26 protein-coding genes and 2 pseudogenes are annotated in these 25,038 nt (G+C 67.9%); 10 read left to right on the forward strand and 18 right to left on the reverse strand.

Annotated features, from left to right (window positions below; translation table 11 throughout):
• Positions 1-70 precede the first annotated feature (70 nt).
• Both FAB82_RS15940 and FAB82_RS15945 read right to left on the reverse strand, forming a co-directional pair.
• Positions 71-1,336: pseudogene (locus tag FAB82_RS15940) on the reverse strand (IS701 family transposase).
• 164 nt (positions 1,337-1,500) lie between these two features.
• Positions 1,501-2,181: a hypothetical protein gene (locus FAB82_RS15945; protein ID WP_136535531.1), complete on the reverse strand. Its 681-nt coding sequence runs from the start codon at positions 2,179-2,181 to the stop codon at positions 1,501-1,503.
• Positions 2,182-2,265: 84 nt separating this feature from the next.
• On the opposite strand from FAB82_RS15945, the gene FAB82_RS28910 reads away from it, so the two are divergent.
• A complete protein-coding gene (locus FAB82_RS28910) occupies positions 2,266-2,502 on the forward strand; it encodes an HAD family hydrolase (RefSeq protein WP_136535584.1) in 237 nt (78 codons plus the stop codon).
• A gap of 170 nt (positions 2,503-2,672) precedes the next feature.
• Entirely contained in the window at positions 2,673-3,395 is a 723-nt protein-coding gene (locus tag FAB82_RS15955) for a hypothetical protein (protein WP_136535532.1), read from the forward strand.
• Here FAB82_RS15955 and FAB82_RS15960 read toward each other — a convergent pair.
• The 3 genes from FAB82_RS15960 to FAB82_RS15970 form a co-directional block, all read right to left on the reverse strand.
• Positions 3,361-4,185, reverse strand: coding sequence for an alpha/beta fold hydrolase (locus FAB82_RS15960; RefSeq protein WP_136535533.1), 825 nt, complete (start codon positions 4,183-4,185; stop codon positions 3,361-3,363). The two genes, FAB82_RS15955 and FAB82_RS15960, sit on opposite strands and share 35 nt — an antisense overlap.
• Before the next feature lie 445 nt (positions 4,186-4,630).
• On the reverse strand, positions 4,631-5,026 hold the full coding sequence (locus FAB82_RS15965) for a hypothetical protein (RefSeq protein ID WP_136535534.1): 396 nt from the start codon (positions 5,024-5,026) through the stop codon (positions 4,631-4,633).
• A 1,195-nt stretch (positions 5,027-6,221) separates the two neighbouring features.
• On the reverse strand, positions 6,222-6,611 hold the full coding sequence (locus FAB82_RS15970; protein ID WP_136535535.1) for a hypothetical protein: 390 nt from the start codon (positions 6,609-6,611) through the stop codon (positions 6,222-6,224).
• Between the two features lie 247 nt (positions 6,612-6,858).
• Between FAB82_RS15970 and FAB82_RS15975 the strand changes: the two genes are divergently transcribed.
• From FAB82_RS15975 to FAB82_RS15985, 3 genes are read left to right on the forward strand one after another with little or no spacing between them, the layout of a single operon-like run.
• Positions 6,859-7,722, forward strand: coding sequence for a helix-turn-helix domain-containing protein (locus FAB82_RS15975; protein WP_136535536.1), 864 nt, complete (start codon positions 6,859-6,861; stop codon positions 7,720-7,722).
• On the forward strand, positions 7,719-7,970 hold the full coding sequence (locus tag FAB82_RS15980) for a DUF397 domain-containing protein (RefSeq protein ID WP_136535537.1): 252 nt from the start codon (positions 7,719-7,721) through the stop codon (positions 7,968-7,970). Before FAB82_RS15975 ends, FAB82_RS15980 begins: the two co-directional genes overlap by 4 nt.
• Positions 7,967-8,206: a DUF397 domain-containing protein gene (locus FAB82_RS15985; RefSeq protein ID WP_136535538.1), complete on the forward strand. Its 240-nt coding sequence runs from the start codon at positions 7,967-7,969 to the stop codon at positions 8,204-8,206. Before FAB82_RS15980 ends, FAB82_RS15985 begins: the two co-directional genes overlap by 4 nt.
• Before the next feature lie 101 nt (positions 8,207-8,307).
• Here FAB82_RS15985 and FAB82_RS15990 read toward each other — a convergent pair whose 3' ends face one another.
• The 7 genes from FAB82_RS15990 to FAB82_RS16020 are packed head-to-tail and all read right to left on the reverse strand — an operon-like array spanning position 8,308 to position 15,959.
• The gene (locus FAB82_RS15990; RefSeq protein ID WP_136535539.1) at positions 8,308-9,309 is read right to left on the reverse strand and encodes a sugar phosphate isomerase/epimerase family protein; all 1,002 of its coding nucleotides are present in this window, start codon (positions 9,307-9,309) and stop codon (positions 8,308-8,310) included.
• A complete protein-coding gene (locus FAB82_RS15995; protein ID WP_136535540.1) occupies positions 9,302-10,147 on the reverse strand; it encodes a sugar phosphate isomerase/epimerase family protein in 846 nt (281 codons plus the stop codon). The genes FAB82_RS15990 and FAB82_RS15995 overlap by 8 nt, the downstream gene beginning before the upstream one ends.
• Complete coding sequence (locus FAB82_RS16000) at positions 10,144-11,340, reverse strand: substrate-binding domain-containing protein (protein WP_136535541.1); 1,197 nt, start codon at positions 11,338-11,340, stop codon at positions 10,144-10,146. The genes FAB82_RS15995 and FAB82_RS16000 overlap by 4 nt, the downstream gene beginning before the upstream one ends.
• A gap of 17 nt (positions 11,341-11,357) precedes the next feature.
• The gene (locus FAB82_RS16005) at positions 11,358-12,353 is read right to left on the reverse strand and encodes an ABC transporter permease (RefSeq protein ID WP_136535542.1); all 996 of its coding nucleotides are present in this window, start codon (positions 12,351-12,353) and stop codon (positions 11,358-11,360) included.
• On the reverse strand, positions 12,350-13,366 hold the full coding sequence (locus FAB82_RS16010) for an ABC transporter permease (protein ID WP_136535543.1): 1,017 nt from the start codon (positions 13,364-13,366) through the stop codon (positions 12,350-12,352). The genes FAB82_RS16005 and FAB82_RS16010 overlap by 4 nt, the downstream gene beginning before the upstream one ends.
• Positions 13,363-14,865, reverse strand: coding sequence for a sugar ABC transporter ATP-binding protein (locus FAB82_RS16015; protein WP_136535544.1), 1,503 nt, complete (start codon positions 14,863-14,865; stop codon positions 13,363-13,365). Before FAB82_RS16015 ends, FAB82_RS16010 begins: the two co-directional genes overlap by 4 nt.
• Positions 14,862-15,959: a Gfo/Idh/MocA family protein gene (locus FAB82_RS16020; protein WP_136535545.1), complete on the reverse strand. Its 1,098-nt coding sequence runs from the start codon at positions 15,957-15,959 to the stop codon at positions 14,862-14,864. The genes FAB82_RS16015 and FAB82_RS16020 overlap by 4 nt, the downstream gene beginning before the upstream one ends.
• Positions 15,960-16,083: 124 nt before the next feature.
• Here FAB82_RS16020 and FAB82_RS16025 point away from each other — a divergent pair, with 124 nt between their 5' ends.
• From FAB82_RS16025 to FAB82_RS16035, 3 genes are all read left to right on the forward strand, one after another.
• Positions 16,084-17,280, forward strand: coding sequence for an ROK family transcriptional regulator (locus FAB82_RS16025; RefSeq protein ID WP_246039671.1), 1,197 nt, complete (start codon positions 16,084-16,086; stop codon positions 17,278-17,280).
• Between the two features lie 2 nt (positions 17,281-17,282).
• Complete coding sequence (locus tag FAB82_RS16030; protein WP_136535547.1) at positions 17,283-18,209, forward strand: aldo/keto reductase; 927 nt, start codon at positions 17,283-17,285, stop codon at positions 18,207-18,209.
• 71 nt (positions 18,210-18,280) lie between these two features.
• Positions 18,281-18,889: a dihydrofolate reductase family protein gene (locus FAB82_RS16035; protein ID WP_136535548.1), complete on the forward strand. Its 609-nt coding sequence runs from the start codon at positions 18,281-18,283 to the stop codon at positions 18,887-18,889.
• Between the two features lie 13 nt (positions 18,890-18,902).
• Here FAB82_RS16035 and FAB82_RS16040 read toward each other — a convergent pair.
• The 5 genes and pseudogenes from FAB82_RS16040 to FAB82_RS16055 all read right to left on the reverse strand — a co-directional run.
• Positions 18,903-19,070 (reverse strand): annotated as a pseudogene (locus FAB82_RS16040) (nucleotidyltransferase domain-containing protein); the annotation flags it as partial.
• A gap of 62 nt (positions 19,071-19,132) precedes the next feature.
• On the reverse strand, positions 19,133-19,546 hold the full coding sequence (locus tag FAB82_RS16045) for a hypothetical protein (protein WP_136535549.1): 414 nt from the start codon (positions 19,544-19,546) through the stop codon (positions 19,133-19,135).
• Between the two features lie 140 nt (positions 19,547-19,686).
• On the reverse strand, positions 19,687-20,091 hold the full coding sequence (locus FAB82_RS27165) for a peptidase inhibitor family I36 protein (protein WP_168801628.1): 405 nt from the start codon (positions 20,089-20,091) through the stop codon (positions 19,687-19,689).
• Positions 20,092-20,345: 254 nt separating this feature from the next.
• Positions 20,346-21,656 carry a hypothetical protein gene (locus tag FAB82_RS27170; RefSeq protein WP_168801629.1) on the reverse strand — a complete coding sequence of 437 codons (1,311 nt, stop codon included), beginning with the start codon at positions 21,654-21,656 and terminating at the stop codon, positions 20,346-20,348.
• Positions 21,657-21,673: 17 nt separating this feature from the next.
• Positions 21,674-22,588: a hypothetical protein gene (locus FAB82_RS16055; RefSeq protein WP_136535551.1), complete on the reverse strand. Its 915-nt coding sequence runs from the start codon at positions 22,586-22,588 to the stop codon at positions 21,674-21,676.
• Positions 22,589-22,640: 52 nt separating this feature from the next.
• Here FAB82_RS16055 and FAB82_RS16060 point away from each other — a divergent pair, with 52 nt between their 5' ends.
• Both FAB82_RS16060 and FAB82_RS16065 read left to right on the forward strand, forming a co-directional pair.
• Entirely contained in the window at positions 22,641-23,477 is an 837-nt protein-coding gene (locus tag FAB82_RS16060) for a class I SAM-dependent methyltransferase (protein ID WP_136535552.1), read from the forward strand.
• A 204-nt stretch (positions 23,478-23,681) separates the two neighbouring features.
• Positions 23,682-24,500: a phage antirepressor KilAC domain-containing protein gene (locus tag FAB82_RS16065; protein ID WP_136535553.1), complete on the forward strand. Its 819-nt coding sequence runs from the start codon at positions 23,682-23,684 to the stop codon at positions 24,498-24,500.
• A gap of 59 nt (positions 24,501-24,559) precedes the next feature.
• Here the strand turns inward: FAB82_RS16065 and FAB82_RS16070 are convergent, their stop codons facing one another.
• Positions 24,560-24,970: a Rid family hydrolase gene (locus FAB82_RS16070; RefSeq protein WP_136535554.1), complete on the reverse strand. Its 411-nt coding sequence runs from the start codon at positions 24,968-24,970 to the stop codon at positions 24,560-24,562.
• Positions 24,971-25,038 lie beyond the last annotated feature (68 nt).

Raw genomic sequence — 25,038 nt, forward strand, 5'->3', positions numbered from 1 at the left:
GTCCGATTATTCTTTGTGTCCCAACGGTTCACGAGACTCGCCCTAGTACTCCAGTTGTAAGTTCGGGTTTTCATGCGGCGAAGGCGTGTTGTCGCTGGTAGTGGAGCTGTTTCGCGGTCGGTTGGTGGCGGCGGCGCCAGGTCGACCAGTGGAGCCGGTGCCGCCAGTCGAGGCTGGGCGTGATCACGGTGACCAGGAGGTGGCGGATCTCGTTGCAGGTCAACGGGATCATGCCGGGCTCGCCCGGTTCGGGTTCACGGGCGCGGGTAACGGCGAGGAAGGCTTAGGCGAGCGTCGCGAGGGTGACCCAGCGGTGCCAGGAGGTCCAGGTCCGGACCTGATGCTCATCGAGCGCAGCGAGCTCCTTGGCGCCTTGGAAGGTCTCTTCGATCCTCCAGCGCATCCCGGCGGCAGTGACCAGTGTCTGGAGCTGGACCGGTGTGGGGGTCCAGGTCAAGTAGTAGGCGAGCTCGCCTGTGCGGCGATTCCGGCGGGCCAGTAGATGCGCGTGTCCTTCGCCCTGGTCGGCCAGGTCGATCCAGGCCCAGTCGTAGCGGCGCAGCCCTTTCGCGCCGTCGCCGGCCGAGCGGGTCTGCCAGGCGACTCCTGCCTGTTCGATCGCGTCGGCGGGGGTGGTCTTGCCCGCTGCGACGGCGATCGGGGTGTTGCAGGAGACGGCCAGGACATAGGGCAGGCCGCGCTCTTCGAGCCGGCGGCGCAGTTCAGGGTTGATGCCGTAGGCCTCGTCGCCGACCGCGAAGTCGGCCACGACGCCGGCATCGAGCGCGGCCTCGATCATGTCGTCGGCCAATGCGGGTTTAGTGCGAAAGCCCACCGGCTCGGGCACCCCTGCGAGCCGGCATCGCTCGGGGTCGTCGGTCCAGACCTTCGGCAGGTAGAGGCGGACATCGACCGGCGCGTGCCCGGCCGCGGTCGCCAGGGCGAGGTAGACGGCGATCTGGCAGTTCTCGATCCGGCCCGCCGTCCCCGAGTACTGCCGTTGGACGCCCACGGTCGAGTCGCCTTTCTTGACATCGCCGGTCTCGTCCACGGCCAGCACTCGCAGGTTCGCTCAGCTGCTCAGCTGCTCGGATGCCCAGGCGCGGATCTCGGATCGGACCTGTGCGTCGTCCCAGCTCGCGCGGGAGAGCAGGTGCTGGAACCGCCACGGCCCGGCCTCGCCCGCGTGCTCGGCCAGGGTCCAGCAGTTGCGCCGTTCCAGATGCGCCATCATCGCCGTCGCCAGGCGCTTCGCGTTTCGCCTGGTCTCGATCCGCCGGAATGCCGGGGCGATGCGCGCCCACAGTGCGTCCAGATCCGACCGCCAGCGGCCCACGTCTACACTCGCCTGAGTGGCCGTTGTGCTCTTCAGTTGCGTCACAACAACAATGATCACAGCGGCTGTCCCGCGTCCAACATCGGCATCCTCGCAGCTCACACCATGAATTCTCCCTGGAGCGCTAATCCTGCTGAATGACGCATGAAAGAGGGTCGATCCGATCAGGACGGTTCTTCGGGTCGTCGCATCGAACGGAAGTAGCGGATCCGGACCACCACGATGACCGCGATGGCCGCCACCGCGGCGGCAATCCCGATGCCGATCGCCCAGCGGATCCATGTTGCCGTCGTCTTGCCTGGGACCGTGACGATCTCGGCCTCATCGGACAGCTCGGTCGGTTCCTTCACGGTGAGGATCCAGTCCCCTTCGCGCAGATACCCGTTGTTAGCCTGGAAGTCGGCGAGCCCGCTATCGTAGGTCTCGCCCAGCCAGTCGATCAGCAGCCGCTCGCCTTCGTTGTTCTCGACGACGTAGAGCGTCATCACTTCAAGCACGCCGTCTCGGTCTTTGACGAGGATGCCCCGCTCGTAGACAGCAGCGTTATCGCCTGCGAAATCACGCGCCGCCTGCCCCTGTGAGGATTTGAGCTCGCAGAACGGCGGTTCCTCCCTGCCGCAGCGCCGGTAGCCGAGCAGACTCGACAAGACGGCATCCGGACCACCGATCGACGCGAGCTGGGCCTGCCGGTCCCGGCAGCATGAGTCCGTGGGGAACGGATCGTTGACCACGTCGGCGGATTCGGCATACTCGGCGAAAAGATCCGGCGGCTCCTCTTCGACAGAGCCGCAACCTCCTGCGATGAACCCGAACAGGACGATGAGCGTGAGCAAGGTGGTTCTCATAGGCGGACTCCTCTGAGGGACTTCCGCCGATGATAAGCCTGAGCAGCCGGGACCGGTCCCGCCGCAACCACTCCCGCCTGACACATCCTCTCCAACTCTTCCGCCGACCACCAACGCCGCAAACTCGACGCCATCGGACTTCTGTCTTACTTCGGCGACCGCCTCGTATGCTCGGATCAGTACGGTGCCGCCAAACCCGCCCCGAGCATCGTCCTCACCGACTGCACCTCGCTCGGCCTCCAGACGCACGAGGTGGCCTACATCGGGGACGAGTACGAGCTCGACGCGATAGGAGCTCAGCCAGCGGGCCCCCACGCCTAGCTCAACTGGGCGAACGACAACGCCACCGCCGCAGTCAGCGCCGGCATCCGCGTCATCAATTCGCTCAACGAACTCCCTGCGGCACATGCGGCACAAGCTTCGGACTTACAACTGGAGTACTAGTCCGCGCCGGGCGTCCGGCCGTGGTGAACGGGCGCAATACTGTGCGGATGGCCGTGGACTTCTTCGACGTGGTCGTCGTCGCGCAGACGACGACGCAGCCCGAGTTCGCCGGAAGGCGGGGCGTGGCTCTCGGCGTGACTGACGTCGGCCGGTACTGGGCGGTGTACATCGAGGACATCGGCGAGGCGGTCGTGTTCCCCGAGCTCGAGCTCGAACCCACCGGGGAACGGACGTCGCAGGAGGAGTTCTACAGCGGCGACTCGATCACGGTCGCCGTCGATGAGCAGGGACGGGGCACCGTCACCGCCGTCCACATTGCCGAGGACGACCTGGGACTCCGCGATGCCGAAACCGAAACAGAAGCCGTGGCCGCTGTCGAAGCCGCTTCGGCCGTCCTTTCCCGAGCGCTGCAAGGCGTCAAGCAGTTCGCCGAGGGTCAGGGAATGGATCACTGGGCTCGGTACTTCACCGCCCCGCATGACATCCTCCACGGCCGTAACGATGCCGCGCTGGATGAGATGGGGGATCTGGGGGACTGGATCGACCAGCTTCCCCGCGAGCGCCGCACAACTGAGGCGCTGCGGCTGTACGCGGCTGCGTCCAGAGCGCGAACCGCGTTCGGCGGGATGGGTTCATGGCTCGATCAATGGTTCCCCGACGATGCGGCGCACGAGGATTACCGGCGATTCACCGACGAGCTGTTCACGGCGATCAACGCCGCCCGCAGTGCGGCCCTCAACCCAGGGCTAGAGCCTCCTCAACGCGGTTGAGCCACTCGCCGATCAGCGCATTGAACAGATCCGGCTGCTCGATCTGGGCATTGTGGCCGGCCCGGTCGAGCACCGCGAACGTCGCCCTCGGGTAGTGGTCGAGAAGAGAGTAGGTGTCGGCGTAGCCGGTGGACGAGTCCTGGCGGCCGGTGATGATCACCGAGGGTCCGGGATATGCCGCACCCGCTTCGGGCGACTCGCGCAGTTCCCACCGCTCCCGGATGCGTTCCATCGCCGCGAGATTGGCGGCATCCAGGCCGGGTTCGACCTCGGTTTGGAAGCGGCGCAATGTTTCAGCGGACTGCACGACCGCCATCGGGCCGAATCTGTCGGCCTGGTCCGCGGAGAGACCCGCCATGAGTTCGGGGTCGGGGGCGATGACCTCGTGGGCCGGGACGTGCCGCTTCGCCGGATCGAGCTCCGTGCCGATAGGGCAGATCAGGGCCAGGCCGATCACCTGATCGCGGCGGGCACCTGCGATCGCGCGGGCGAGGTACCCGCCGTACGACTCACCCGCGAGCGCGAACGGCCGGTCCCCGATCTGTTCGTCAATGAAGTTCTCGAGCGCGGCGAGGATGTCGTCTGAAGAGTTGATCGACTCCGGCGCCGGACTGGAGCCCATGCCCGGCAGGTCGGGGTAGAGGCGGCGCCAGCCGGGACGCGCCGAGAAGAGCGGTTCGAGGCAGCCGGTCATGAGGCGGTGATCGGGCGTCCAACCATGGATCGCGAGCAGCGGTACCCCTTCGCCGTATTCGACGAAATGCAATGAGTCGCTTGAAGCCTGAGACATGCGAGAGTTCTACCATCGTCGCGCGAATCGAGGGTGCTCTGTCCACCTCGGCGGTCTCTTGGGTCCACCAAGCCCGATTCATAGGCCCACCCGATTCGGGCGACTCGCTCAGTTTCCGCCGCTCTCGGCTGCGTTCCATCACGGTGAGATTGGCGGCATCCAGGCCGGGCTCGATCTCGGTTTGGAAGCGGCGGTGAGGGTGTGTTGGCTGGAAGTGCGGAGTGCGGAGTGCGGAGTGCGGGGTGCGGGGTGCGGGGTGCGTCGCAGGGCAGGGCTGGTCGTCGGTCGGTGTTCGGGCGGTCAGCGATGGCGAGGTGGCGAGCATGGCGACGGTGCGTCGCAACACCCGGCGGCGCGTCCCTCACGGTTCAGGCAGGCAGCGATGGAGTGGCGGTGGGCTGGGCCGAGGTGCGTTGCCGGGGCTGGGTGGCGTTTCCCTTGCGGTTCAGGCGGTCAACGATGGGGTGATGGAGAGCGGTGGCTCCTGGGTGCGTTGCCGGGGCTGGGCGGCGTCTCCCTTGAGGTTCAGGCTGGCAGCGACGGAGTGGCGGGGAGTCTTGGTCGCGGTGGTCTGCCGGGGCGGGGTTGGTCGTCGGTGGAGGTTCGGGCCCGCAGCGGTGGAGTGGTGGTGGTCCGGTCCTCGGTGCGTGGCCGGGGCCTGCCCGGCATGCGCCTGGTCGGGTCGGTCCTCGGTCGGGGCGGACCTGCGGTCGACTGCGGCCCTTGGCGGAGCGGGGGTCCGGCCCGGGCCGGTGGCCTCCGCCGTCCAAAGTCCCGTGCGGGACTGCCAGCGAAGGTAAGTGCGGGGTGCGGTCGAGCTCGGGTCCGTCATGGTCGTCATGGTCGTCATGGTCGTCTTGCCTCCCTTCCCTTCCCGTGTCCCGCTTCGGGCATCACACATCGGCCTTCGGCTCTCGGCCCTCGGTCTTCGTGCCGCTCGGTCCTGCTCGCCCCCTCTCTCTTCAGGGGCTTCGAGGCCCGGGCCGGTCCGTTCCGGCCCGGTGAAGTCCACCGAGGCGCCTCCCACTCGCCGGTTCGCCCGGGAGCGCGTGAAGCCCGCTGACGGGGCATCCTGCTCACCGGTCCGTTCCGCTGACCGGCCCTGTGCCGGTGGAACGGTGCCGTTCAACGAGCGTCCCGCTGACCGGTCGGTCCGGTCATGTCCTGGTCGCTTCCCTCCCGTGCTCCGTCTGGTGTGCAGGCGGGTTCGGTCCGGGAGGCTCCCGGGGCCTCGGCCTGGCATGCTCCGCATCCCCCTCCGCAGAGAGGGTGTGTTGCGTATGTAGGTCCGGCACGCTCCGCGGGTCATTCCTTGGAGGGCATGCCTCGCCCCTTAGCCCGGCACCGCTCACACTCCCTGCCGTGCAGGTTGGTGCTTCGCGTGTGCCTGGTAGCGCATGACTCCCGCTATGGTCGGCGTTGCATCGTGTGCGCTGGTGTGCCTCGTTCAGGACACGTGCCGCCAAGTCGAGGTGATCCCGACAAGGCCGTCTCCCACCTGCACCGGCCCAAGGAGGGCGCGGTGGACCGCGGGACCCGATAGCACTAGGAGCTGAGAACAACTGCCCCGGTCAATGAGGCCGGTGTTCTCGGAATCAGTCAGAAGGCGTCTCGGCCAGAGGCTTGGCGTAGTCTGCTTACACCTGCTCGACTGCTGTACCAATTCCATATCTCTGTGCGTACCTCAATGATAACTTTACGTCACAGACCGATCCACTAACGACAAAGAGACGCCGGTCACAATCACCTCGTGGAACGGTTGCGGCACAACACGTCTCGCCACGACCGCCATCGGGACCGCACCGCACCGCACGATCGCACCCCCGCACTCCGCCACCCTTCCGCCCTATGCGGCCTGGTTGCCGGGTACGGAGGCCGCGCCCTTCCCCACCGCTGCCGTCGCCGATGCCTTTAGCGCAGCCCGACCATCCACCGACGCCACTCCCGCCAGCGCCCCGGCCCCCAATGCAGGGCTCCCCAAGCGCCCCCACCCCCGAGACTGCACCCCAACGAAATTCAGTTCTCGTGCCGGAAGTTCACTCGAGAGGTTCGTTTCCGGACTCGCCGGATTCGGGTGCGGAGGACTCCGGTGCGGATTCGAAGAATCCGCCCGGGAGGTCATCCATGGTGAGGACGCGGCCGTCCGCGAAGTGGAGCTCGACGGGGCCGAACATCAGGTAGAAGCGGAGGGCGCTGGTGGCGCACTGGTGTTTGCAGAAGTTGCCGCCGACCGTGGGGTAGACGGTGCTGGAGAACGCGCCGAGTCCGGGCGCGTCGTAGCCCGCAGCGATGACGCCGGGGCAGTGCGACAGGTGGGTGCCGAGGTCATCGCCGCATTCAGCGCAGCGGATGGTGAACGACTGAGCTTCACCGAGCGGAGGGAAGTTGGCCTTCCCCGGTGGGTGGGCGACAATGGGTCCAGACACGGTGGTTACCTCCGTTGTCTCTTGAGACCGGGGCGGGCCCCTAGCGACCAAACTGCGGTCCCGCCCCGGTCGGCTTCTGGTTGAGCGCGCGAAATGCCCCATCCCACGAACTCCGTCACCGGAATCCTGAGTTGGCCTTGTCGTGCTTGTTTGATATCGTGGCACATGGAGTCGGACCGCGCAAGCTTGCGCCAGCCGATTGATGGAATTTTTTCTGTCGGCAAGCTGACTACACCCTGGAGGAACCATGGCAAACATCTCCGGCCCTGGCCCGAGTCTTCGATCTCAATGGCTTGGCGACAAGATCCGTGACCTGCGGAAATCCCGGAAGATGTCGCTGAAGGAGGTCGGCGAGTATCTCCAGCGCGATCAAGGAACGATCAGCCGCTACGAGAACGGCGAGCTGCCGGTGCGGCGCGGCGATCTCACGGTGATGCTCGATCTCTTCGGCGTGTCGGACGAGAAGCTTCGCGAGGACCTCGAGAAGATCCGCAAGGACTCGTGGCAGAAGGACTGGTGGGATCAGCACAGGGAAGACCTCGGCAAGGACTTCATCAACCTGCCCTGGCTCGAGAGCCGAGCGAACCACATCTATGCCTACCAGAACATGGTCATTGACGGACTGCTCCAGACTCGGGCGACCGCCGAGGCGCTGATCCGGAATGTCGAGGAGCGCACGGCGACCGAGGATCAGATCGCACGATGGATCAATGTGCGTATGGATCGCCAAAGGATTCTCGGAGGCGACGAACCTACTGCATTCACGGTGATCCTGGAGGAGTACGTAATCGACCGGAAGGTCGGTGGTCGCGAAGTCTGGCGCGAACAGCTTCGCTTTCTGCATGAAGTGGTGCAGCACCCGCACATCGAGGTCCGTGTAATGCCGGTCGAGTCCGCACCGCACTCCGGGCACCAGGGAAGCTTCAACCTCTTCGAGATGCCTGACCCATATCCGCAGGTCGCATATGTCGACACCCTCGCAGGTCCACTGTTCGTCGAGCAACCGACTGTCGAACGCTACAGCGAGGTGTGGAAGGATTTGGCGAAGGGGGCGCTCGGCCCATCGGAATCAAGTCAGCTCATCGCTGATCGGCTGGAGGACAACAAATGACGACTGAACAACGGCTTTCCAGTGCGGAGCTCGCCGGTGTTCACTGGCGCATCAGCAGCCGCAGCGGGAGCAACGGCGGGCAGTGCGTTGAGGCGGGGCCTCTAGCTGATGGCACAGGTCGGGTCGTAGTGCGCCACTCGCACCACCCGGACGGCTCGCTCATTGTCTACACCCGCGCCGAGTGGGTTGCCTTCCTCGCCGGGGCAAAAAACGGCGAGTTCGACTTCACCGAGCAGGGAGCAGCATGAGCACTGAGCAGGAGCTTTCTGGCGAGGAGCTGGCCGGGATTCGCTGGAAGGTCAGCACCCGCAGCCCCGATAACAGCGGGCAGTGTGTTGAGGCGGGGCCTCTGGCTGATGGCTCTGGTCGGGTCGCGGTGCGCCACTCCCAGCACCCCGATGCCGCCGTAATCGTCTACACCCGAGCGGAATGGGACGCCTTCCTCGCCGGGGCCAAAGACGGCGAGTTTGACTTTTCCGCGTAGAGCGCGGAAAACGGGAGGGGAGCGCCGCGACGCGGCGCTCCCCTCCCGTCGTCTCGTTAGAAGCTGCGCCGGCGATCGCCGATCGCGCCCCAGCCATCGTCCTATTCGGAACTGAACGCCGCGTCGAACGCTGCCTTCGGCTTCTCGAAGTTCAAGCCCCGCACGAACTCCACTGCCTCGGCCGCACCCCTCAACCTATCCATGCCGGCGTCCTCCCACTCGACCGAGATCGGGCCGGTATAACCGATCGAATTCAGCACCCGGAAGCAGTCCTCCCACGGCACATCACCATGCCCGGTCGACACGAAGTCCCACCCGCGCCGCGGGTCGCCCCACGGCAGATGCGAAGACAACCGCCCGTTCCTACCATCGAACCGCTTCCGCGTGTCCTTACAGTCCACGTGGTAGATCCGGTCCCTGAAGTCCCACAGGAACGCGGCCGGATCAAGGTCCTGCCACACGAAATGGCTCGGGTCCCAGTTGAGCCCGAACGCGGTCCGGTGGTCCACAGCCTCCAACGCGCGGTGCGTCGACCAGTAGTCATACGCGATCTCGGACGGGTGCACCTCGTGCGCGAAGCGGACCCCGACCTCGTCGAACACGTCCAGGATCGGGTTCCATCTGGCGGCGAAGTCGTCGTACCCGGCCTCGATCACCGCCTCCGACACCGGCGGGAACATCGCCACGTACTTCCACACCGCCGAGCCGGTGAAGCCCACAACGGTGCCGACGCCGAGCCTCGCGGCGGCCCGCGCGGTCGTCTTCATCTCCTCGGCGGCGCGCCGCCGCACCCCCTCGGGATCGCCGTCGCCCCACACGTGCGAAGGCACGATGGCCTGGTGGCGCTGGTCGATCGGGTCGTCGCAGACCGCCTGGCCCACCAGGTGGTTCGAGATCGTCCACAGCCCCAGGCCATGCGATTCGAGGATCGCCTTGCGATCGGCCACATAGTCGTCGTCGGTCGCGGCGCGACCCACGTCGAGGTGGTCGCCCCAGCAGGCGACTTCGAGCCCGTCGTAGCCCCAGCCGGAGGCGAGGCGGCACACCTCCTCGAAGGGCAGGTCGGCCCATTGGCCGGTGAACAGCGTGACGGGTCTAGTCATCGTGGAGACTCCTCAAGTAGTGCAGGCCGTCTACGGCGATCGCGTCCTGGGTCGGCGCAAGCGGCCGCCAGATCGAGGCGGCGGTCGCGATGGTTGCATTGTGCGCTGTGAACGACTCGATCACAAGGGGTCCCGAGTATCCAGCCTGGTCCAGTGCACGCAGGATCGCGGACCAGTCCAGGTGGTCGCGGCCCGGCGCGCCCCGGTCGTTGGCGCTGACCTGGACGTGGCCGATGCGCCCGGCGGCCCGCGCGATCGCGGCCGGAAGGTCGGTCTCCTCGATGTTCATGTGGTAGACGTCAAGGGCCAGCGCGCATCCGGCCAGACCGTCCAATGCGTCCAGACCCTGATCCACGGTGTTGATCAGGCTCGTCTCGTACCGGTTGAGCGGTTCGACCGCGACGGTGACGCCGCGCTGGGCGGCGTACTCGGTCACCGGCGCGAGGTTCTGCCGCAGCTCGCGGTAGGCCGCGGGCCGGTCCTCGATCCGCCAGGTGCGGCCGACCGAGGCGTAGGCGGGACCGGCGATGACCGCCGAGCCCACCGCGGCGGCCGCGTCCACCACGCGACGCAGATAGTCCTGAGTCGACCCAACGACTTCCCTTGGGGCGTCGACCAGTTCGCGGCCCGGCCCCATGACGAGCACGACCGTGGCGTCCAGGCCGAGCTCCTTCAGCAGGTCGGCGGCGCGTCCGGGATCCCAGTCGCCGGGCGACTCGACTGGCAGTTCGATCGCGTCGAACCCCCAGTCGCGCACGCGGACCGCGAGCCGGGCCAGGGCCTCGTCGTCGAGCGGCGAGGCCCAGACCCAGGTGTTGACTCCGATCCGTCGGCTCAACGGTCCGTCCAGGACTCGGGGAATCCGGGCAGGTCCTCGCCGCCGAACTTGGCGTAGTGCAGCGAGGGCATGTCGACATTGCGTTCCAGGTAGTCGGCGAGTTCGGCCTCGGTGATCGGGTCCTGCGGGAGGACCCACTCGGAGGGGACCTGCTCGCCGGCGAGGATCATCGTGGCCGCGAGAACCGGTGTGCGCCACTGGAAGTTGGAGTAGACGGGGGCGATGGCGGTCATGCCGGTCTCCTCCCACTTGCGCATGAACGAGAGCTCGTCCTCCCCGGCCATGACCGGGTAGGGCTTGCCGGCGTCCTCGAACGCCTCGATGGCGGCGACGGCGCCGTCTCCGGCGTCCATCCAGATGCCGTCGACCTCGCCGCGTTGCAGGTACTGGGTGACGATGTCCTTGATCTCGGCGGCGTCGCCCCCGGTGAACTCGTCGCCGAGGACCTCCAGTTCGGAATCGCCGAAGATCTCCTGCGCCGCGGCCCAGCGATGTTCGAGGACGTCGACGCCGGGCAGGATGCGCAGCGCCAGCACCTTCGAGCCGGGCTCGAGGTTGTCCACGAGGAACTCCGCGGCGTCGGCGCCGTAGGCGTAGCCGCCAATCGGGTGGATGAACGTGACGGCGCAGTCGGTGTTGACGCCGCGGTCGAAGACGATCACCGGTACGCCCGAGTCGCAGGCGGCCTCGACGGCGGGCGTCAGCGTCGCCGTGGTCGACGGGGAGATGAGGAGCGCGTCGCAGTCACCGGAATCGATGAACGCCTGGATGTCGGAGATCTGCTGATCGTCGTCGTCCCCGGCGTCCGAGTGCCGGAACTCGCCGATGTCGCCGGCCTCCTTGAGCACGGCCACTTGCTCCTGCATGGTGATCCAGCCGGTGACGCGCCACGGGTTGGAGATCGAGGCGTTGGAGAAGCACACGGTCGCGTCGCCGCCCTCGCGGGCGTACTCGGTCGTGTCGATCCATTCGGGTTCGATGGCCTGGAGCCATGGGGTTTCCGGGTCGCCTTCGGGTTCGATATCGCGTTGGGCCAGCTGCTCGTCGTATTCGGCCTGGACGAACCACTCGTCGCCGGATTCGGCGCTGGTCTCCTCGTCCGGGGTGTCTGCGGGTGTGTCGGTCGTGCAGCCGGTCGCCAGCAGCAGCCCGAGGGCGGCGACCGACGCGGCGGCGAGGCGCGTTGTCTGCATGGTGCGGGACCTTCTTTTCATGAGGGAGTGACGGTGGCGGGTGTGGCAGCGGGCCGGGTCCGCTGCCTGGCGGCGTAGGCGACGGCGGCGATGATGATGGCGCCCTGGACGGTCGGCCGGAGCGTCGCGGGGAGCGCCAGCTGGTTGAAGAGCGTGAACAGGGCCTCGATGGCGAGCGCGCCGGCCATGGCGGCGATGACCGTTCCCCGTCCGCCCCCGAGGACGACGCCGCCGAGGACGACCGCGGTGATGACGGTGAACTCCAGTCCCTCGCCGACCTGGGCGCTGACCCCGGCGAAGCCGCCGATGAGGACCCCGGCGACGGTCGCGGAGAGTCCCGATAGGACGAACGCGGCGGTGCGGACGGTGTCGACGCGGGCGCCCGAGAGTGCGGCGGCCCGGTCATTGTCGCCGGAGGCCATGAGGATGCGGCCGAAGCGGGTCCGCATGAGCACGATCGCGCCCGCGCCGAGCGCGAGCATGATGAGCAGCGCCCACGGGAGCTGGCCGAGGATCGGGACGCCCTCGATGCCGAGGCGCCCGGGCGTGCGGAAGGCCTCGGACAGGCTTCCGGTCGGCGCGCCGCCGGTCCACAACCGGATGGCGCCGTACAGCACCAGCAGCATTCCGAGGGTGGTGATGAACGACTGGACCTTCAGCGCGGTGGTGATGAGGCCGTTGACCAGGCCCACGGCCAGGCCGAAGAAGAGCATCACCGCGAGCACCGGCAGCGTGCGGGACTCCTCGCCGTCGATGAGGCGGGCGGCGATGACGACCTGGGCGCCGACGAGCGCGCCGACGGAGAGGTCGAAGTTGCCCGAGACGATGACGAAGTACTGGCCGGCCGCGAGGATCACCAGGGGTGCGGCCTGCTTGAGGAACGCCATGAGCGACGGGCCCGCGAAGAAGTCGGCGTTCTTGACGAAGATGCCCGCGAGGATGAGTGCGAGCAGGATGAACACGGTCCCCGTCGGATTCGTGAGGCGGCCTGCCAGCGCGCGGAGCCGGGTCATGACGCCCTCCCTTCGAGCGCGAACCGGGGCCTGCGGGCGGTCCGGTCGAGCTGGCGGCGGGCGTAGATCGCGACGGCGGCGATGATGACCGCGCCGCGCAGCACGTCCTTGGCGAACGGGTCGATCTGCATGACGTTGAAGACGGTGTCGAGGACGGCCAGGATCGCCACGCCCGCAACGGTTCCGGCCACGCCGCCCTTGCCGCCGAGCAGGAGCGTGCCCCCCAGGACGACGGCGGCGATCGCGTCGAGTTCGTACAGGTTGGTGTAGGCCTCGGCCGAGCCGGTCCCGAAGCGGGCCGCCAGGAGGAGCCCGGCGACCCCGGCGCACATGGCGCACAGGACATGCGCGGCGATGAGCACCCGCCCCGTACGGATGCCGGACATGCGGGCCACGTCGAGATCGCCTCCCACGGCGTACATGTGGTGGCCCGTGCGGGTCGAGCGCAGGAACCAGATCGCGGCCGCCGCGACCGCGAGCATGACCACTGTGGAGATCGGAATGAACGCGATCCTGGTGTAGCCGAACTGCTGGAACACGGCGGGCACGTCCCCGGCCGGGCCCTTGTACTCGGTATCGAGGTAGCCCTTGAGGATCAGCCCGGTGCCGAGGGTGGCGATGAAGGGGTTGACGCCCAGGACGGTGACGAACACGCCATTGGCCCCACCGATAAGCCCCGACACCAGGAGGACCGCGCCGATGGCGAGCGGGATGCGGCCGACGTCTCCGTCCATGGTGGTCGCGGCGACGAGGCTGGAGAGGGCCGCGACGTAGCCGACCGACAGGTCCAGGGACCGGCACAGGATGACCAGGGTCATGCCGATGGCGAGGAACCCGGTGAGGCTGGTGCGGGTGAACATGTCGACCAGGTTCGCGGTGGCGAAGAGGTTGCCGCCGCCGGTGGCGACGGCCGCGCCGCCGATGACGAGGACCCCGGCGAGGGCCAGGTAGATGAGGACGGTTGAGCTGAGGGTCGTTGAGCTGAGGGCGGCGGGGGAGAGGCGGCGGGTCATGCCGGCCCCGCTTCTGCCGAGCGTCGCCCGGTGGCGTAGGCCATGACGTCCTGTTCGGTTGCGCCGCCGGGGAGTTCGCCCGCAATGCTTCCGTCGTGGAGCACCACGATCCGATCCGCCAGGCCGATGACCTCGATGAGTTCGGAGGCGATGAGGAGGACCGCGAGTCCCTCGGCGGCGAGGGAGCGGATGACCGAGTAGAGCTTGTGCTTGGCGCCCACGTCGATGCCGCGAGTGGGCTCGTCCAATACGATCACGCCCGGCTCGGCGGCGAGCCACTTGGCGACGACGACCTTCTGCTGGTTCCCGCCCGAGAGGAACCGGACCTCCTGGTCATCGCCGCGCGAGACGAGGTCGAGGCTGGAGAGCAGGCCGGGGATCCGGTCGAGGCGGCGCCCGGAGTGGACGCGGGCATTGGCGTCGAGCACCATGCGGGCATTGGCCCGCACCGACTGGCGCAGCGCCAGTCCCTGGGCCTTGCGGTCCTCGGTGACGAGGGCGATTCCGGCGCCGATGGCCTTGCGGGGACCGGTGATCCGGACCGGGCCGCCGTCCAGCTCGATGGTGCCGCGGGTGAAGGGCGCGATCCCGAAGACCGCCTCGGCGATCTCGGTGCGGCCCGAGCCCTGGAGCCCGGCGAGGCCGACGATCTCCCCGGCGCGCACGTCGAGATCGATCCCGTCGATCCAGGCGTTCCCGCCGCCCCGGACCCGCAGCCGGACCTCGCCGGTCTCCGTGCCGGGCAAGCGATCGGGGAAGGCGGCCTCGATGCGCCGCCCGACCATGGCCGTCACCAGCTCGTCGGGAGTGATGTCGGTCGTGTCGACGCACTTGACGAGGCGGCCGTCCTTGAGGACGGTGATGCGGTCGCACAGGTCGAAGATCTCGCGGATCCGGTGGGAGACATAGAGAACCGAGACGCCGCGTTCGCGCAGGCGACCGATGAGCCGGTAAAGCAGCTCCACCTCGGCGTCGGCGAGGGAGGCGGTCGGCTCGTCCATGCAGAGGAGATCCGCGCCCTGGGACAGGGCCTTGGCGATCTCGGTGATCTGCTGGTGCGCCACCGAGAGCGAGCCGGCCTTCGCGGACGGGGACAGGTGCTCGACCCCGAGGTCGGACAGGACCTCGGCGGTCCGCTCCGTCATGGCGCGGCGGTCGATGAGGCCGCGCCGCCTCGGTTCGCGTCCGAGGTGGACGTTCTCGGAGACGGTGAGCTCGGGCAGGAGGTTGAACTCCTGGAAGACCGAGGCGACCCCGGCGTGCTGGGCCTGGAGCGGGTGGCCGAAGGAGACGGCGCGGCCGTCCAGCTCGACGGTGCCGGCGTCGGCGCTGTGGACGCCGGCGAGGATCTTCATCAAGGTGGACTTGCCTGCGCCGTTCTCCCCGACCAGGGCGTGGACCTCCCCCCGTTCAATGGTGAGGTCCACTTCGGAGAGCACGGGGGCGCCGAGGAACGCTTTGCCGATGCCGCGCATGGCGAGCAGCGGGGATCGGGTCATTTCGGCACCTCCACCCAGTCGCGGGTGCGGGCCGAGGCGGCGACGGCTTCGGCCAGGCGGGCGGCCCGCAGTCCGTCGGCGAAGACCGGCAGGCCATCAGGCGCCTGGCCGGTGATGGCGGCGCGGGTGTCGGCGACGAAGCCGTTGAAGCAGTCCTGGTAGCCCTGCGCGTGCCCGGCCGGGACGCCCGCGAGGCGGGCGGCTGCGGGACTGAGCGACTCGGGGTCGCGCATCAGCTCCGCATTGGCCGCCCGGCCGCCGACCCACAGCGTCTCGGGCCGCTCCTGATCGAACGCCACCGACGCCTCGGTTCCCGAGATCTCAAGCAGGAGGCGGTTCTTGCGTCCGGCCGAGACCTGACTGATAACGGTGGAGCCGATCATGCCGCCGTCCGTGGCGAACTGGAGCGTCACGATGTCCTCAGTGGATACCGGGCGTCCGGCGCGGCGGCGATTGGCGGTGGACAGCTGCGCCGAGACGGCCGTGATCCGGTCACCGGTCACGAACTCGAGCAGGTCGCACCAGTGCGAGCCGATATCGCCGAACGCCCGGAGCGCGCCGCCCTTGTCGGCGTCGACCCGCCAGTTGTCATCTCCCGGGTGCAGCAGCCAGTCCTGGAGATAGGACCCGTGCGCGAGGGTGAGGCGGCCGAGCTTCCCGGCGGCGACGCGGGCGCGGGCCTCGCGGGCCATCGGGTGGAAGCGGTAGACGAAGGGGACGGCGGCGACCACGCCGGCCTCGGCGGCGGCCTCCGTCATGGCGCGGGCGGAGTCCACATCGGTGGACAGGGGCTTCTCGCAGACCACGTGCTTCCCGGCCGCTATGGCGGCCAAGGCGATCGGCGCGTGGAGGTGGTTGGGGACGCAGACGTGGACGACGTCGGCCGCGTCGATGAGGGCAGCCATGTCCTCGTAGACCGCTTCGGCCCGAAGGGAAGCGGCGGCTTCGCGGGCCCGTTCGGGGGACGAGCCGCAGATCCCCGCGACCGAGCCCCCCGCGACCGCGATCGCGTGGGAGTGCACCCGCCCCATGAACCCAGTGCCGATGATCGCGGCCCGGTAGGTCTGGGGTCGAGTGTCCGTGACGTAAGCCATACGTCGACGGTAGGGCAGACTTATAACGGAGCACAAGCAAAAGTTGTCTCCTTTATGAAACAGTTATGTCGCCGACGCAATAAAAAGGGTGTGCTTCACTGTAGGAGTGACGGATGGTTCGCCAGTGCAACGCAAGCCGGTAGCCGGGGCCGCGACCGGCGCCGGGACGCTGCTCCAGCTGCTGCGAGACGGCCTACCGCGCACCAGATCCGAACTGTCCGCGATCACCGGCCTGGCCCGTTCCACCGTCACCGGACGCGTCGACGCCCTCCTGGCCGCCGGACTCATCGCGCCCAGCGGGGAGACCGCCTCGACCGGCGGCAGGCCCCCGGCGACCTTCGCGTTCAACCCCGCCGCGCGCATCGTCCTCGGCGCCGACCTCGGCGCCACCCACGCCCGCCTCGCCGTCACCGACCTCGCCGGGAACGTCCTCGCCGCCGTCAATGCCGACCTGGATATCGCCTTGGGCCCAAAAGCCGTGCTCGACTGGACCGTCGAGCACGGCCGCAAACTCCTGGACGAGGTCGACCGGCCCCTCGGCGACCTCCTCGGCATCGGCATCGGACTGCCCGGCCCCGTCGAGCACTCGACCGGCCGCGCCGTGAACCCGCCGATCATGCCCGGCTGGGACGGCTTCGACGTGCCCGCCTACGTGAGCGAAGGACTCCCGGTTCCCGTCCTGGTCGACAACGACGTGAATATCATGGCCCTCGGCGAGCACTTCACCGCCTGGCCCGAATACGAGCACCTGCTCTTCATCAAGGCCGCCACCGGCATCGGCTGCGGCATCATCGCCTCCGGACAGGTCTACAGAGGAGCCCAGGGCGCGGCGGGAGACATGGGGCACATCCAGGTCGCCGGCGCCGGGGACACCCACTGCCGCTGCGGCAACACCGGCTGCCTCGAAGCGGTCGCCTCCGGCGCCGCCATCGCCGCCAAGCTCACCGAGCGCGGCGTGGCGGCGCGCGGCTCGCTCGACGTCGTCGAACTCGCGCGCTCGGGGAACGTCCCGGCCCTGCGGCTCATCCGCCAGGCCGGACGCGACATCGGCGAGGTCCTGGCCGGGGCCGTCAACTTCTTCAACCCGTCGATCATCGTCATCGGCGGCTCCCTCGCGCTGGCGGGCGACCACCTCATCGCGGGCGTCCGCGAGGTGATCTACCAGCGCTCGCTCCCCTTGGCCACCAGGCATCTGCGCATCGCCGCCGCCCGCACCGGGGAGAGCAGCGGCGCGATCGGCGCGGGTGTCATGGTCATCGAGCACGCCCTCGACCCGGCCCGCCTGGACTCGGACTCGTCATTTTTCGGAACGAACGGATAATCATGCAGCGCAATACCCTCGGCACCACGGGCATTGAAGTCAGCCCCCTGTGCGTCGGCACCAGTCCGATCTCCAACATGGCCCACTACGGCTACGCGGTCTCGGATGAGCAGGCGATCGCCATGATCGAGGCGGTCTTCGACAGCGAGGTGAATTTCCTCGACACCTCGAACGGTTACGGCGAGAACGGCCTCGCCGAGAAGCGCGTCGGCGCCGCGATCCGCGAGCACGGGGGACTGCCGGAGGGCTTCATCCTCCAGACCAAGGTGGACCCCGACCCGCAGACGCGCGACTACTCGGGCGCCCGCGTGCGGGCCTCCGTCGAGGAGAGCCTGGAACGCCTCGGGGTCAACCACCTGCCGATCCTGGCCCTGCACGACCCCGAGTTCATGTCCCAGGACGGCTTTGCGGCCGGCGGCGCGCTGGAGGCCCTGGTGGGACTCCGCGACGCGGGCGTGGCCGACCACCTGGCGGTGGCGGCGGGCGACATCGCCGTCATCGGGAAGTACCTGGACACGGGCGAGTTCGACGTGGTCCTCAACCACAACCGCTTCACACTCCTCAACCGTGACGCCCAGGGGCTCTACGAGCGGGCCCGCGCCGACGGCCTCGGCGTGCTGAACGCCGCTCCGTACGGCGGCGGCATGCTCGCCAAAGGCCCTGCGCAGCAACCGAAGTACTGCTACGGCGACCGTGACGAGGCGATCGGCGCCGCAGCCTTCGCCATGGCCGAGGCCTGTGAACGAGCGGGCGTCCCGCTGGCCGCGGCGGCCCTCCAGTTCTCGGTGAACTCCCCGCTGGTCGACTCCACGGTCATCGGCGTCTCCCGCCCCGAGCGCGTCCAGCAGACCCTCGATCTCCTCGATATCGAGATCCCCGCAGCGCTCTGGGAGGAACTCGAATCCCTGGTTCCCAACGCGGAAATCTGATCCGAGAGGGGGACCAGGCCGATCGCCTGCCGGTAACGTGACATGGACAAGCGACCTATGAGGAGGCATCCATGGGCAAGGTGACCTGCGGAATCACGATCTCGGCCGACGGGTTCTCGGCCGGACACAACCAGACCGAGGACCGCCCCTTCGGCGATGACGGCGGCGACGGCTGGGCCAGCCTGCTCCACGCCTGGTTCACCGAAACTCCCGAGGAGAATCGGGCCGAGATCGACCAGATGACCGCCGCGAAGGCATTCATCATGGGACGCAATATGTTCGGTCCCGTACGCGGCGAGTGGGATCGGGAGTGGAACGGCTGGTGGGGCGACGATCCGCCCTACCACGCCCCGGTCTTCGTGCTCACCCACCATCCGCGCGACCCGCAGCCGATGGAGGGCGGCACCACGTTCAACTTCGTCACCGACGGCATCGAGTCGGCACTGACGCAGGCGCGAGAGGCAGCGGGGGATGGTGATGTCGCGATCATGGGCGGGGCGACCACGATCAACCAGTACCTCGCCGCCGGCCTGATCGAGGAGCTGCGGCTGCACATTTCACCGATGACGCTCGGAGCCGGCACGCGACTCTTCGACGGCGTTCCGCAGCTGAAACTGGAGCAGGTGTCAGCGCGGGCGGCACGTCTGGTCACGCACGTGACCTATCGCGTGCTGCCCTGAGCCTTCGCGAACGTCAGAAATGGGTGCGGATGCCGAAGGCCTCGCGCAGCCGCGCCATGTCGGCCAGATCGCGCTCGGCCGGCTCGTAGCCCTGGTGGAAGTAGACCTGCTGCTCGGCCGATAGGCAGGGGACGGCGGCGCCGTCGATGGTGCCGGTGACGAAACACGAAGCGGGATAGGAGAGGCCGGCGTCCCGGATCGCGGCGAGCAACGCCAGCGCGTAGTCGAAGGGCGGTTCCGTCATCAGCGGAGGACGATCTTCGGATACCGCTCCTCGAGCTGCTTCCAATCGCGCCCGTTCACGACCCACTTGCCGACCCACAACCTCGTCACGGTGTGGTCCGGCCGCATGATGCATAGCCGGTCGCCGCCGATCACCCACTGGTCGCCTTCCTCGAGGGTCTTCGCGAGGACGAAGCCATAGCGACCGCGGCGGGCGAGGCCGTCCTCCTGGACGATCAGGGTGGGGAAGAGGAACATGATCGCTGCGTAGAGCGTGAGGGCGCCCGCGATGGCGGCCGCCAGGGAGAAGAAGGCGGGATGCCTGACGTAGACCTCGGGTTCGACCATCACCAGGACGAGGGCGACCAGTAGACCGAGGACGAAGGCGGCGACCGCCACGATCGGCAGCATCCGAAAGGAGAAGCGGAGCTTCATTCGAAAGTCCTTCTATCGAGGGAGGCCCAATCTTCCCCCAATAGCGGGTCGGGCGACAAGCGCCTCTGCGGCGAGTGACTCGGCGACCACGAAAACGGCCCCCGCCGGGGCGGGGGCCGCCGTACCGAAGTTGCCTTCGGCTAGCAGGTGCGCCGGTTGAGGCTCTTCGCGCTCTCGGCATCGTTATCGAGGTAGTACACCAAGTCGCCCTCGTAGCTGTCCGCCGGGATGCAGATCAGGAAGTCCGTGTAGTCGTCGTTGGCGTACAGGTAGACGGCGTAGTTCGACATGTTGGCCACCGAGCTGATCTCGTTGTCGCCGTCCCAGCCGTCGATCTGGTACTTGCCTGCGCCGGTGGGCTTCCAGTTGCTGTACTTGCTGCCGGTGTAGTGGTTGTCCTCGAACATGCACACCCGGCCCTGGTCGCAGTTGATCGCGGCCTGTGCCGGGGAGGCGCTGAGGGTCACGACCGCGGCGGTCGCGGCGAAGCCGAGGGCCGCGATGCGCGCGATGCGCTTCTTGGCGGTGGACTTGGTTCCGAACATGTCGTTCTCCTTCTGGTGCAGGGGTACCGGTGTGCACCCGCAACCTGTGTGACGCGACGGGTGATTGGGAACGTTGTCCGACTTGTTCCATGTCACAAAACGAGCCGATTGCCTTGCCGCCGGCGGTAACCGGACGAACCCGCGCTCACGATGAAGACCGCCAACGGCCCCGACCGGTGGCCCGGCCTCCAAGCCCACTGGCCAGCGCCAAATTGCGGCGCTGGCCAGATTTGCGGGTGTCTCGCTCGGTTCGGTCAGAGCGCGCCGCTGATGTAGCTCGCGATCTCGCCCTTCAGGCTTTCGTAATCGGTTCCCAGGAACTCCTCGGTGGCCGCCGCCGTGTCCCCCTGCTGGTGGTGGACGGCCTGGAACCAGTTCAGGAACGTCTCGATGCCGTATTCGTCGACCATGTACCTGACTCCCAGGTAGGCGCATCCGTACTTGCCCGAGGCGGTATCGGCGGAGTCGGCCGCGGTCTGGGCCTCGATGCCGTCGGAACAGCCGCCGCCGGCGACGAGCACCTTGGTCTGGTCGGTTCGGTGACCGGGCATCTGGTCGCCGTTGGCGATGTACTCGGCGATGCCCTCATACATCCACCAGTTCTCCTCGTTCTCGGCCGCACGCAGGTCCGCGCCCTGGAGCGTGGCGGCGTGGCCGAGTTCGTGGCGGAGAGTGTTCTCCATGGTGGACGAATCGTGGCGGTTGAAGGGAACCATGACGTGGACCGGTCCGGCGACGTCACTCGCCTCGACGTCGGCGACGGTCGCCGGGGCGTTCCCGAGCGCGACCTCGTTCTCGTAGCCGCCGTACCAGGTGTTGAACTCGTCGTCGGTGGCGAGCATGACCAGATAGGAGTCGACGGGGGCCAGCAGCGCGTACTCGTCGGCGTTCTGGGCCGCCGATTCGGCGACGTCGAGATAGTCGGCAGGGTCGATTCCCGCATCGGCGGAAGCGGCGACCGTCACGCGATCACCCACGGCCACTTGGAGTTCGCCCTCCTCCCAGCCCTGGGGGCGGTAGAACCCTGAGTCGACGTCCTGGAACAGGTCGATGGCCATGCCGTCGTCGCCTCGACTCCACATGACGTGGTAGTCGACCTCGGAGTGGGTGCAGTTCTCGGCGTCGGCGGGATTGAGGCAGAAGCTCAGGCCGAGCTGGCTCGAATAGCTCTTGCGAGTGCCGGTGCCGGACTCGGTGACCTCCCCGATGGTGCGGAGTTTGACCGAAGTCGCCTCCAGCGCTTGCAGGTTGTCGAAGTAGAGGGCGCCGCGATCGGCCGCGTCGCCGGAGAACATGGCAGTCCAGGCGTCGCGGTCGTCCTCGGCGAAGGCGGTCTGGAGCTTTAGGAGCTCGGCGGCCAGGGGACCGGTCGGCTCTTCTTGCTCCGATTCCTCGGAGGTGGTGTCATCCGGCGCGGCGTCGACGCCGCCGGCGGGCTCGTCCCGGGTCAGCACAACGGTGGTGGCGCTGGCGGCGATGATGCACCAGGACGCCACGATCACGGTGATCAGGAGTGGTTTCCTGCGGCTCGGACGCGGGGGCTGGGGCGGGGGTTCGAAGTTCAATGGATGTCCTTAAAGGTCTATTCGAGCCAGAGGCGGATGCCGCGGAGCACTTCGAGGCCTGCTTCATAGCGGGCCGTCTCGGGGGAGACCGCGAGGAGTTGGCAACGGGCCGGGGTCACCGGATTGTCCGCGGTCGCGGCGTCCGTCGGCAGGTCGATGTAGAGGTAGGCGCTGCGCGCGTCCCAGTCCACTTCCTCGACGACGCCTTCGGAGTCCTCGGATGAGGTCCAGTGCTTCTCGAACTCGACCAGCAGGGCGTCGCGGCCGTCGATCACATAGTGCGTGTAGGTGGGATCGCCGACCAGCTCGTATTCGTCCCCTTCGGTGTCGAACTCGGCGTCCCGGTCGAGTTCCGCCTGGTACCAGGCCTCCGGGTCTTCGAGCGTGTCCGGGTAGATGTCCGTGTTGTTGCGGGTGTCGCCGCAACTGAGATAGCCCCGGTCGTCGGCCTCGGTGCCTGTACTCCAGTCGACCGCCCGCGACTCCTCCTGGTAGTAGACGTCCCATTCGGAGTCGAGAGTGTTCGGCACCCAGACGAGGTCGTGCCAGGTGACGCCGTAGTAGTCGTCGGAGGGCTCGAACGGGTCGAGGCCCTCGGTCAGGTCGGTCACCTCGACCTCGGGTTCGGTGTCGATGTTCTCGTCACCGGCCGGGGCGTCGCCGTCCGAGGCGGCCCCGACCTCGTCGGTTCCGAAGGGGTTCACCACGATGACGGCGGCGGCGCCGATGGAGAGCACGGCCAGGACGGCCGAGGAGACCGCCGCGATGGTCAGTCCCCGGAATCCCGGCTCGCTCGGGGGAGGAGGCGGCGGAGTCTGAAAGGGCGGTGGCTGAAGCGGGGGACCGGGCGGCTGGAGCGGGGGACCGGGCGGCGGCATTTGGCCTTGCTGCCAAGGCTGCTGCGGCGGAGGGGTCCCGGGGTGAAAAGACATGCCCTGATATTGACACCCCCTCGCTACCCTTATCCGGACGAAGGGAGCGGGTGTGACAAACAAAGACTTTCTCGACCGAAGCTATGAGGTGTTTGCCGAGGTAGAGGAGGAATTCAAGGGCTTCCTCGACGAGGGGCTCGAGCCTCGCGGGCCCGAGATGCTCTACGAGTTGGCAAGCGGACTCGGGATTCGGGGCGGCGGCTCCGCGCTCGACATAGGGTGCGGGGAGGGACGGCATTCGATTGCACTGGCTTCGCGATTCGGCTTGCGGGTCAAAGGCATCGATCCGGTTCCGCGCCACATCGAACTCGCCAGACGGGACCTTTCCGCACGGGCCCAAGCGGATCCGGGCGTGAGCGATGCGGTCTCGTTCGAGAGTGGACGGGCCGAGGCGATTCCGGCGGGCGACGCCTCGGTGGACTTGATCTGGTGCCGGGACGTCCTGGTCCACGTCGAGGAATTGTCCGCGGCATACGCCGAATTCCGGCGGGTGCTCGCTCCCGGCGGGCGAGTGCTCGTCTACCAGATGTTCTGCACCGAACTCATGGAGCCGCGAGAGGCCGACCGGCTGCTGCCGACCATGGGCTGCGTGGAGGCGAACATGCGCCCCGACTACGCCGAGGCCGCGATGCGGACCGCCGGGCTGCGGATCGACGAGTGCATCGTGCTCGGCACCGAGTGGGGCCAATACGGCCAGGAGCACTCGGGGAAGGGCGGCCGCAACCTGCTGCACGCCGCGCGGCTGATCCAGAACCCCGACCGATACATCGAACGATTCGGCCGCGAGAACTACGACATCGCCCTCGGCGACTGCCTGTGGCATGTCTACCGCCTCATCGGCAAACTCAGCGACCGCGTCTACGTGCTCTCGGCCGCCGACCGGGCCTGAACGCACCTTCCTCGAGTGCCTTGGACCGGCGGTGAAGAGCGGATTGAATTGCCTGCGGGGCAGTGAATTCAGGCCCGGAAAGTGTCATACCCGGGCGATAGATTTAGGGTGCCTGATCGGGTTGAGAGCCAGGTCAGGCGCCCTGAACCTGGCGGGCGAACCCGGCCCGGCAGGTGATGCCGCGAGACAGGATGGAGTCTGCCCATGCACCCGCAGCCTATCGAGGGAAGCACCTCCCCGTTCGACCGAATCAGCCGCATCGACGAGCACGGGGAGTACTGGTCGGCCCGAGACCTCATGCCGCTGTTGGACTACCAGCGGTGGGAGGAGTTCGAGCGCATTGTCGCGCGCGCGGCGCTCGCCGCCCACAACTCCGGCCACAATGCCGAAGCCGCATTCGTGCCGATCACCGAGACCTCCGCGAACCGGGAGGACGCTCCGGAGTGGACGCGCGAGAGCTACCGGCTGACCCGCTTCGCCGCCTACCTGGTGGCCATGAACGGCGACCCGAGAAAGCCCGAAGTGGCGGCCGCGCAGACCTACTTCGCCGCCCGGATGCGTGAGGCCAAGGCCCGGCTCCCGTTGCCGCGCCGCGAATTGTCGCCGCGCGCGATCGCCGAGCTCGTCATCCAGGAATCCAATCGGGCCGACGCGGCGGAGGCCGAGGTCGCCGACCTCGCGCTGGACGCGACCGCGTGGCAGGTCTTCGCCTCGGCGGAGGGCGACTACTCGGTGTCGGACGCGGCCAAGCTGCTCGCGCGGGACCCGAGCATCGACATCGGCGAGATCCGCCTGTTCACCCTGCTCGCCGAGGAGGGGTGGATCTACCGCGACCGGGGCGACAACGCTTGGCGGGCATACCAGTCCGCGATCAACGCCCGGCGCCTGACCGAGCGCGCCCAATCCCACCAGCACCCGAGGACGGGGGAGCTCATCCTCGACCCGCCGCAGGTGCGGGTGACGGCCGAGGGCGCCAAGACGCTGTACCGGCTCCTCGCCGACCGGCTCGCCCTCGCGAGCTGAAGTAGCCGGGACTTGCGGTGAAGGCAGTGCACCTGCCTTCACCGCGGGCCCCGATGCGCTCAGTCGAGGACGGCGAACGCCTCGACCTCGACGAGCACGTCCGGCTCGAAGAGGTAGTCGATGCCGATGAGCGACAAAGGCGGCAGCGGCTTCGGCAGGTCCAGTTCGTCGGCGACCCGCTCGAGGCCCGCCATGAAGTCGTCCGCCTTCTCGGGGCTCCAGTCGGTGACGAAGAACCGCAGGCGTACGACGTCGGCGAAGCTCGCACCGGCCCCGGCCAGGCCCAGGGCGGTGTTCCGCATGGCCTGCACGACCTGACCCGTGAGATCGCCGGTCGCAATGTGATTGGCCTCGGCGTCGCGGGCGATCTGACCGGCCACGTGCACCTGGCGGGTGCCCGTGCCGATCGCGACGTGATGGTAGGGAACGGGCTGGAACATGCCGTCGGGGGTCAGCAACTGGACTGCCATGAATGGTCCCTTTCGGTGGAGTTTCACTAGGTATCTCATGTATACCTAGGAGACAAAGGGAACTTCAA

Origin of the sequence: Glycomyces buryatensis (genome assembly GCF_004912275.1) — a bacterium.
Lineage (GTDB): Bacteria > Actinomycetota > Actinomycetes > Mycobacteriales > Micromonosporaceae > Glycomyces > Glycomyces buryatensis.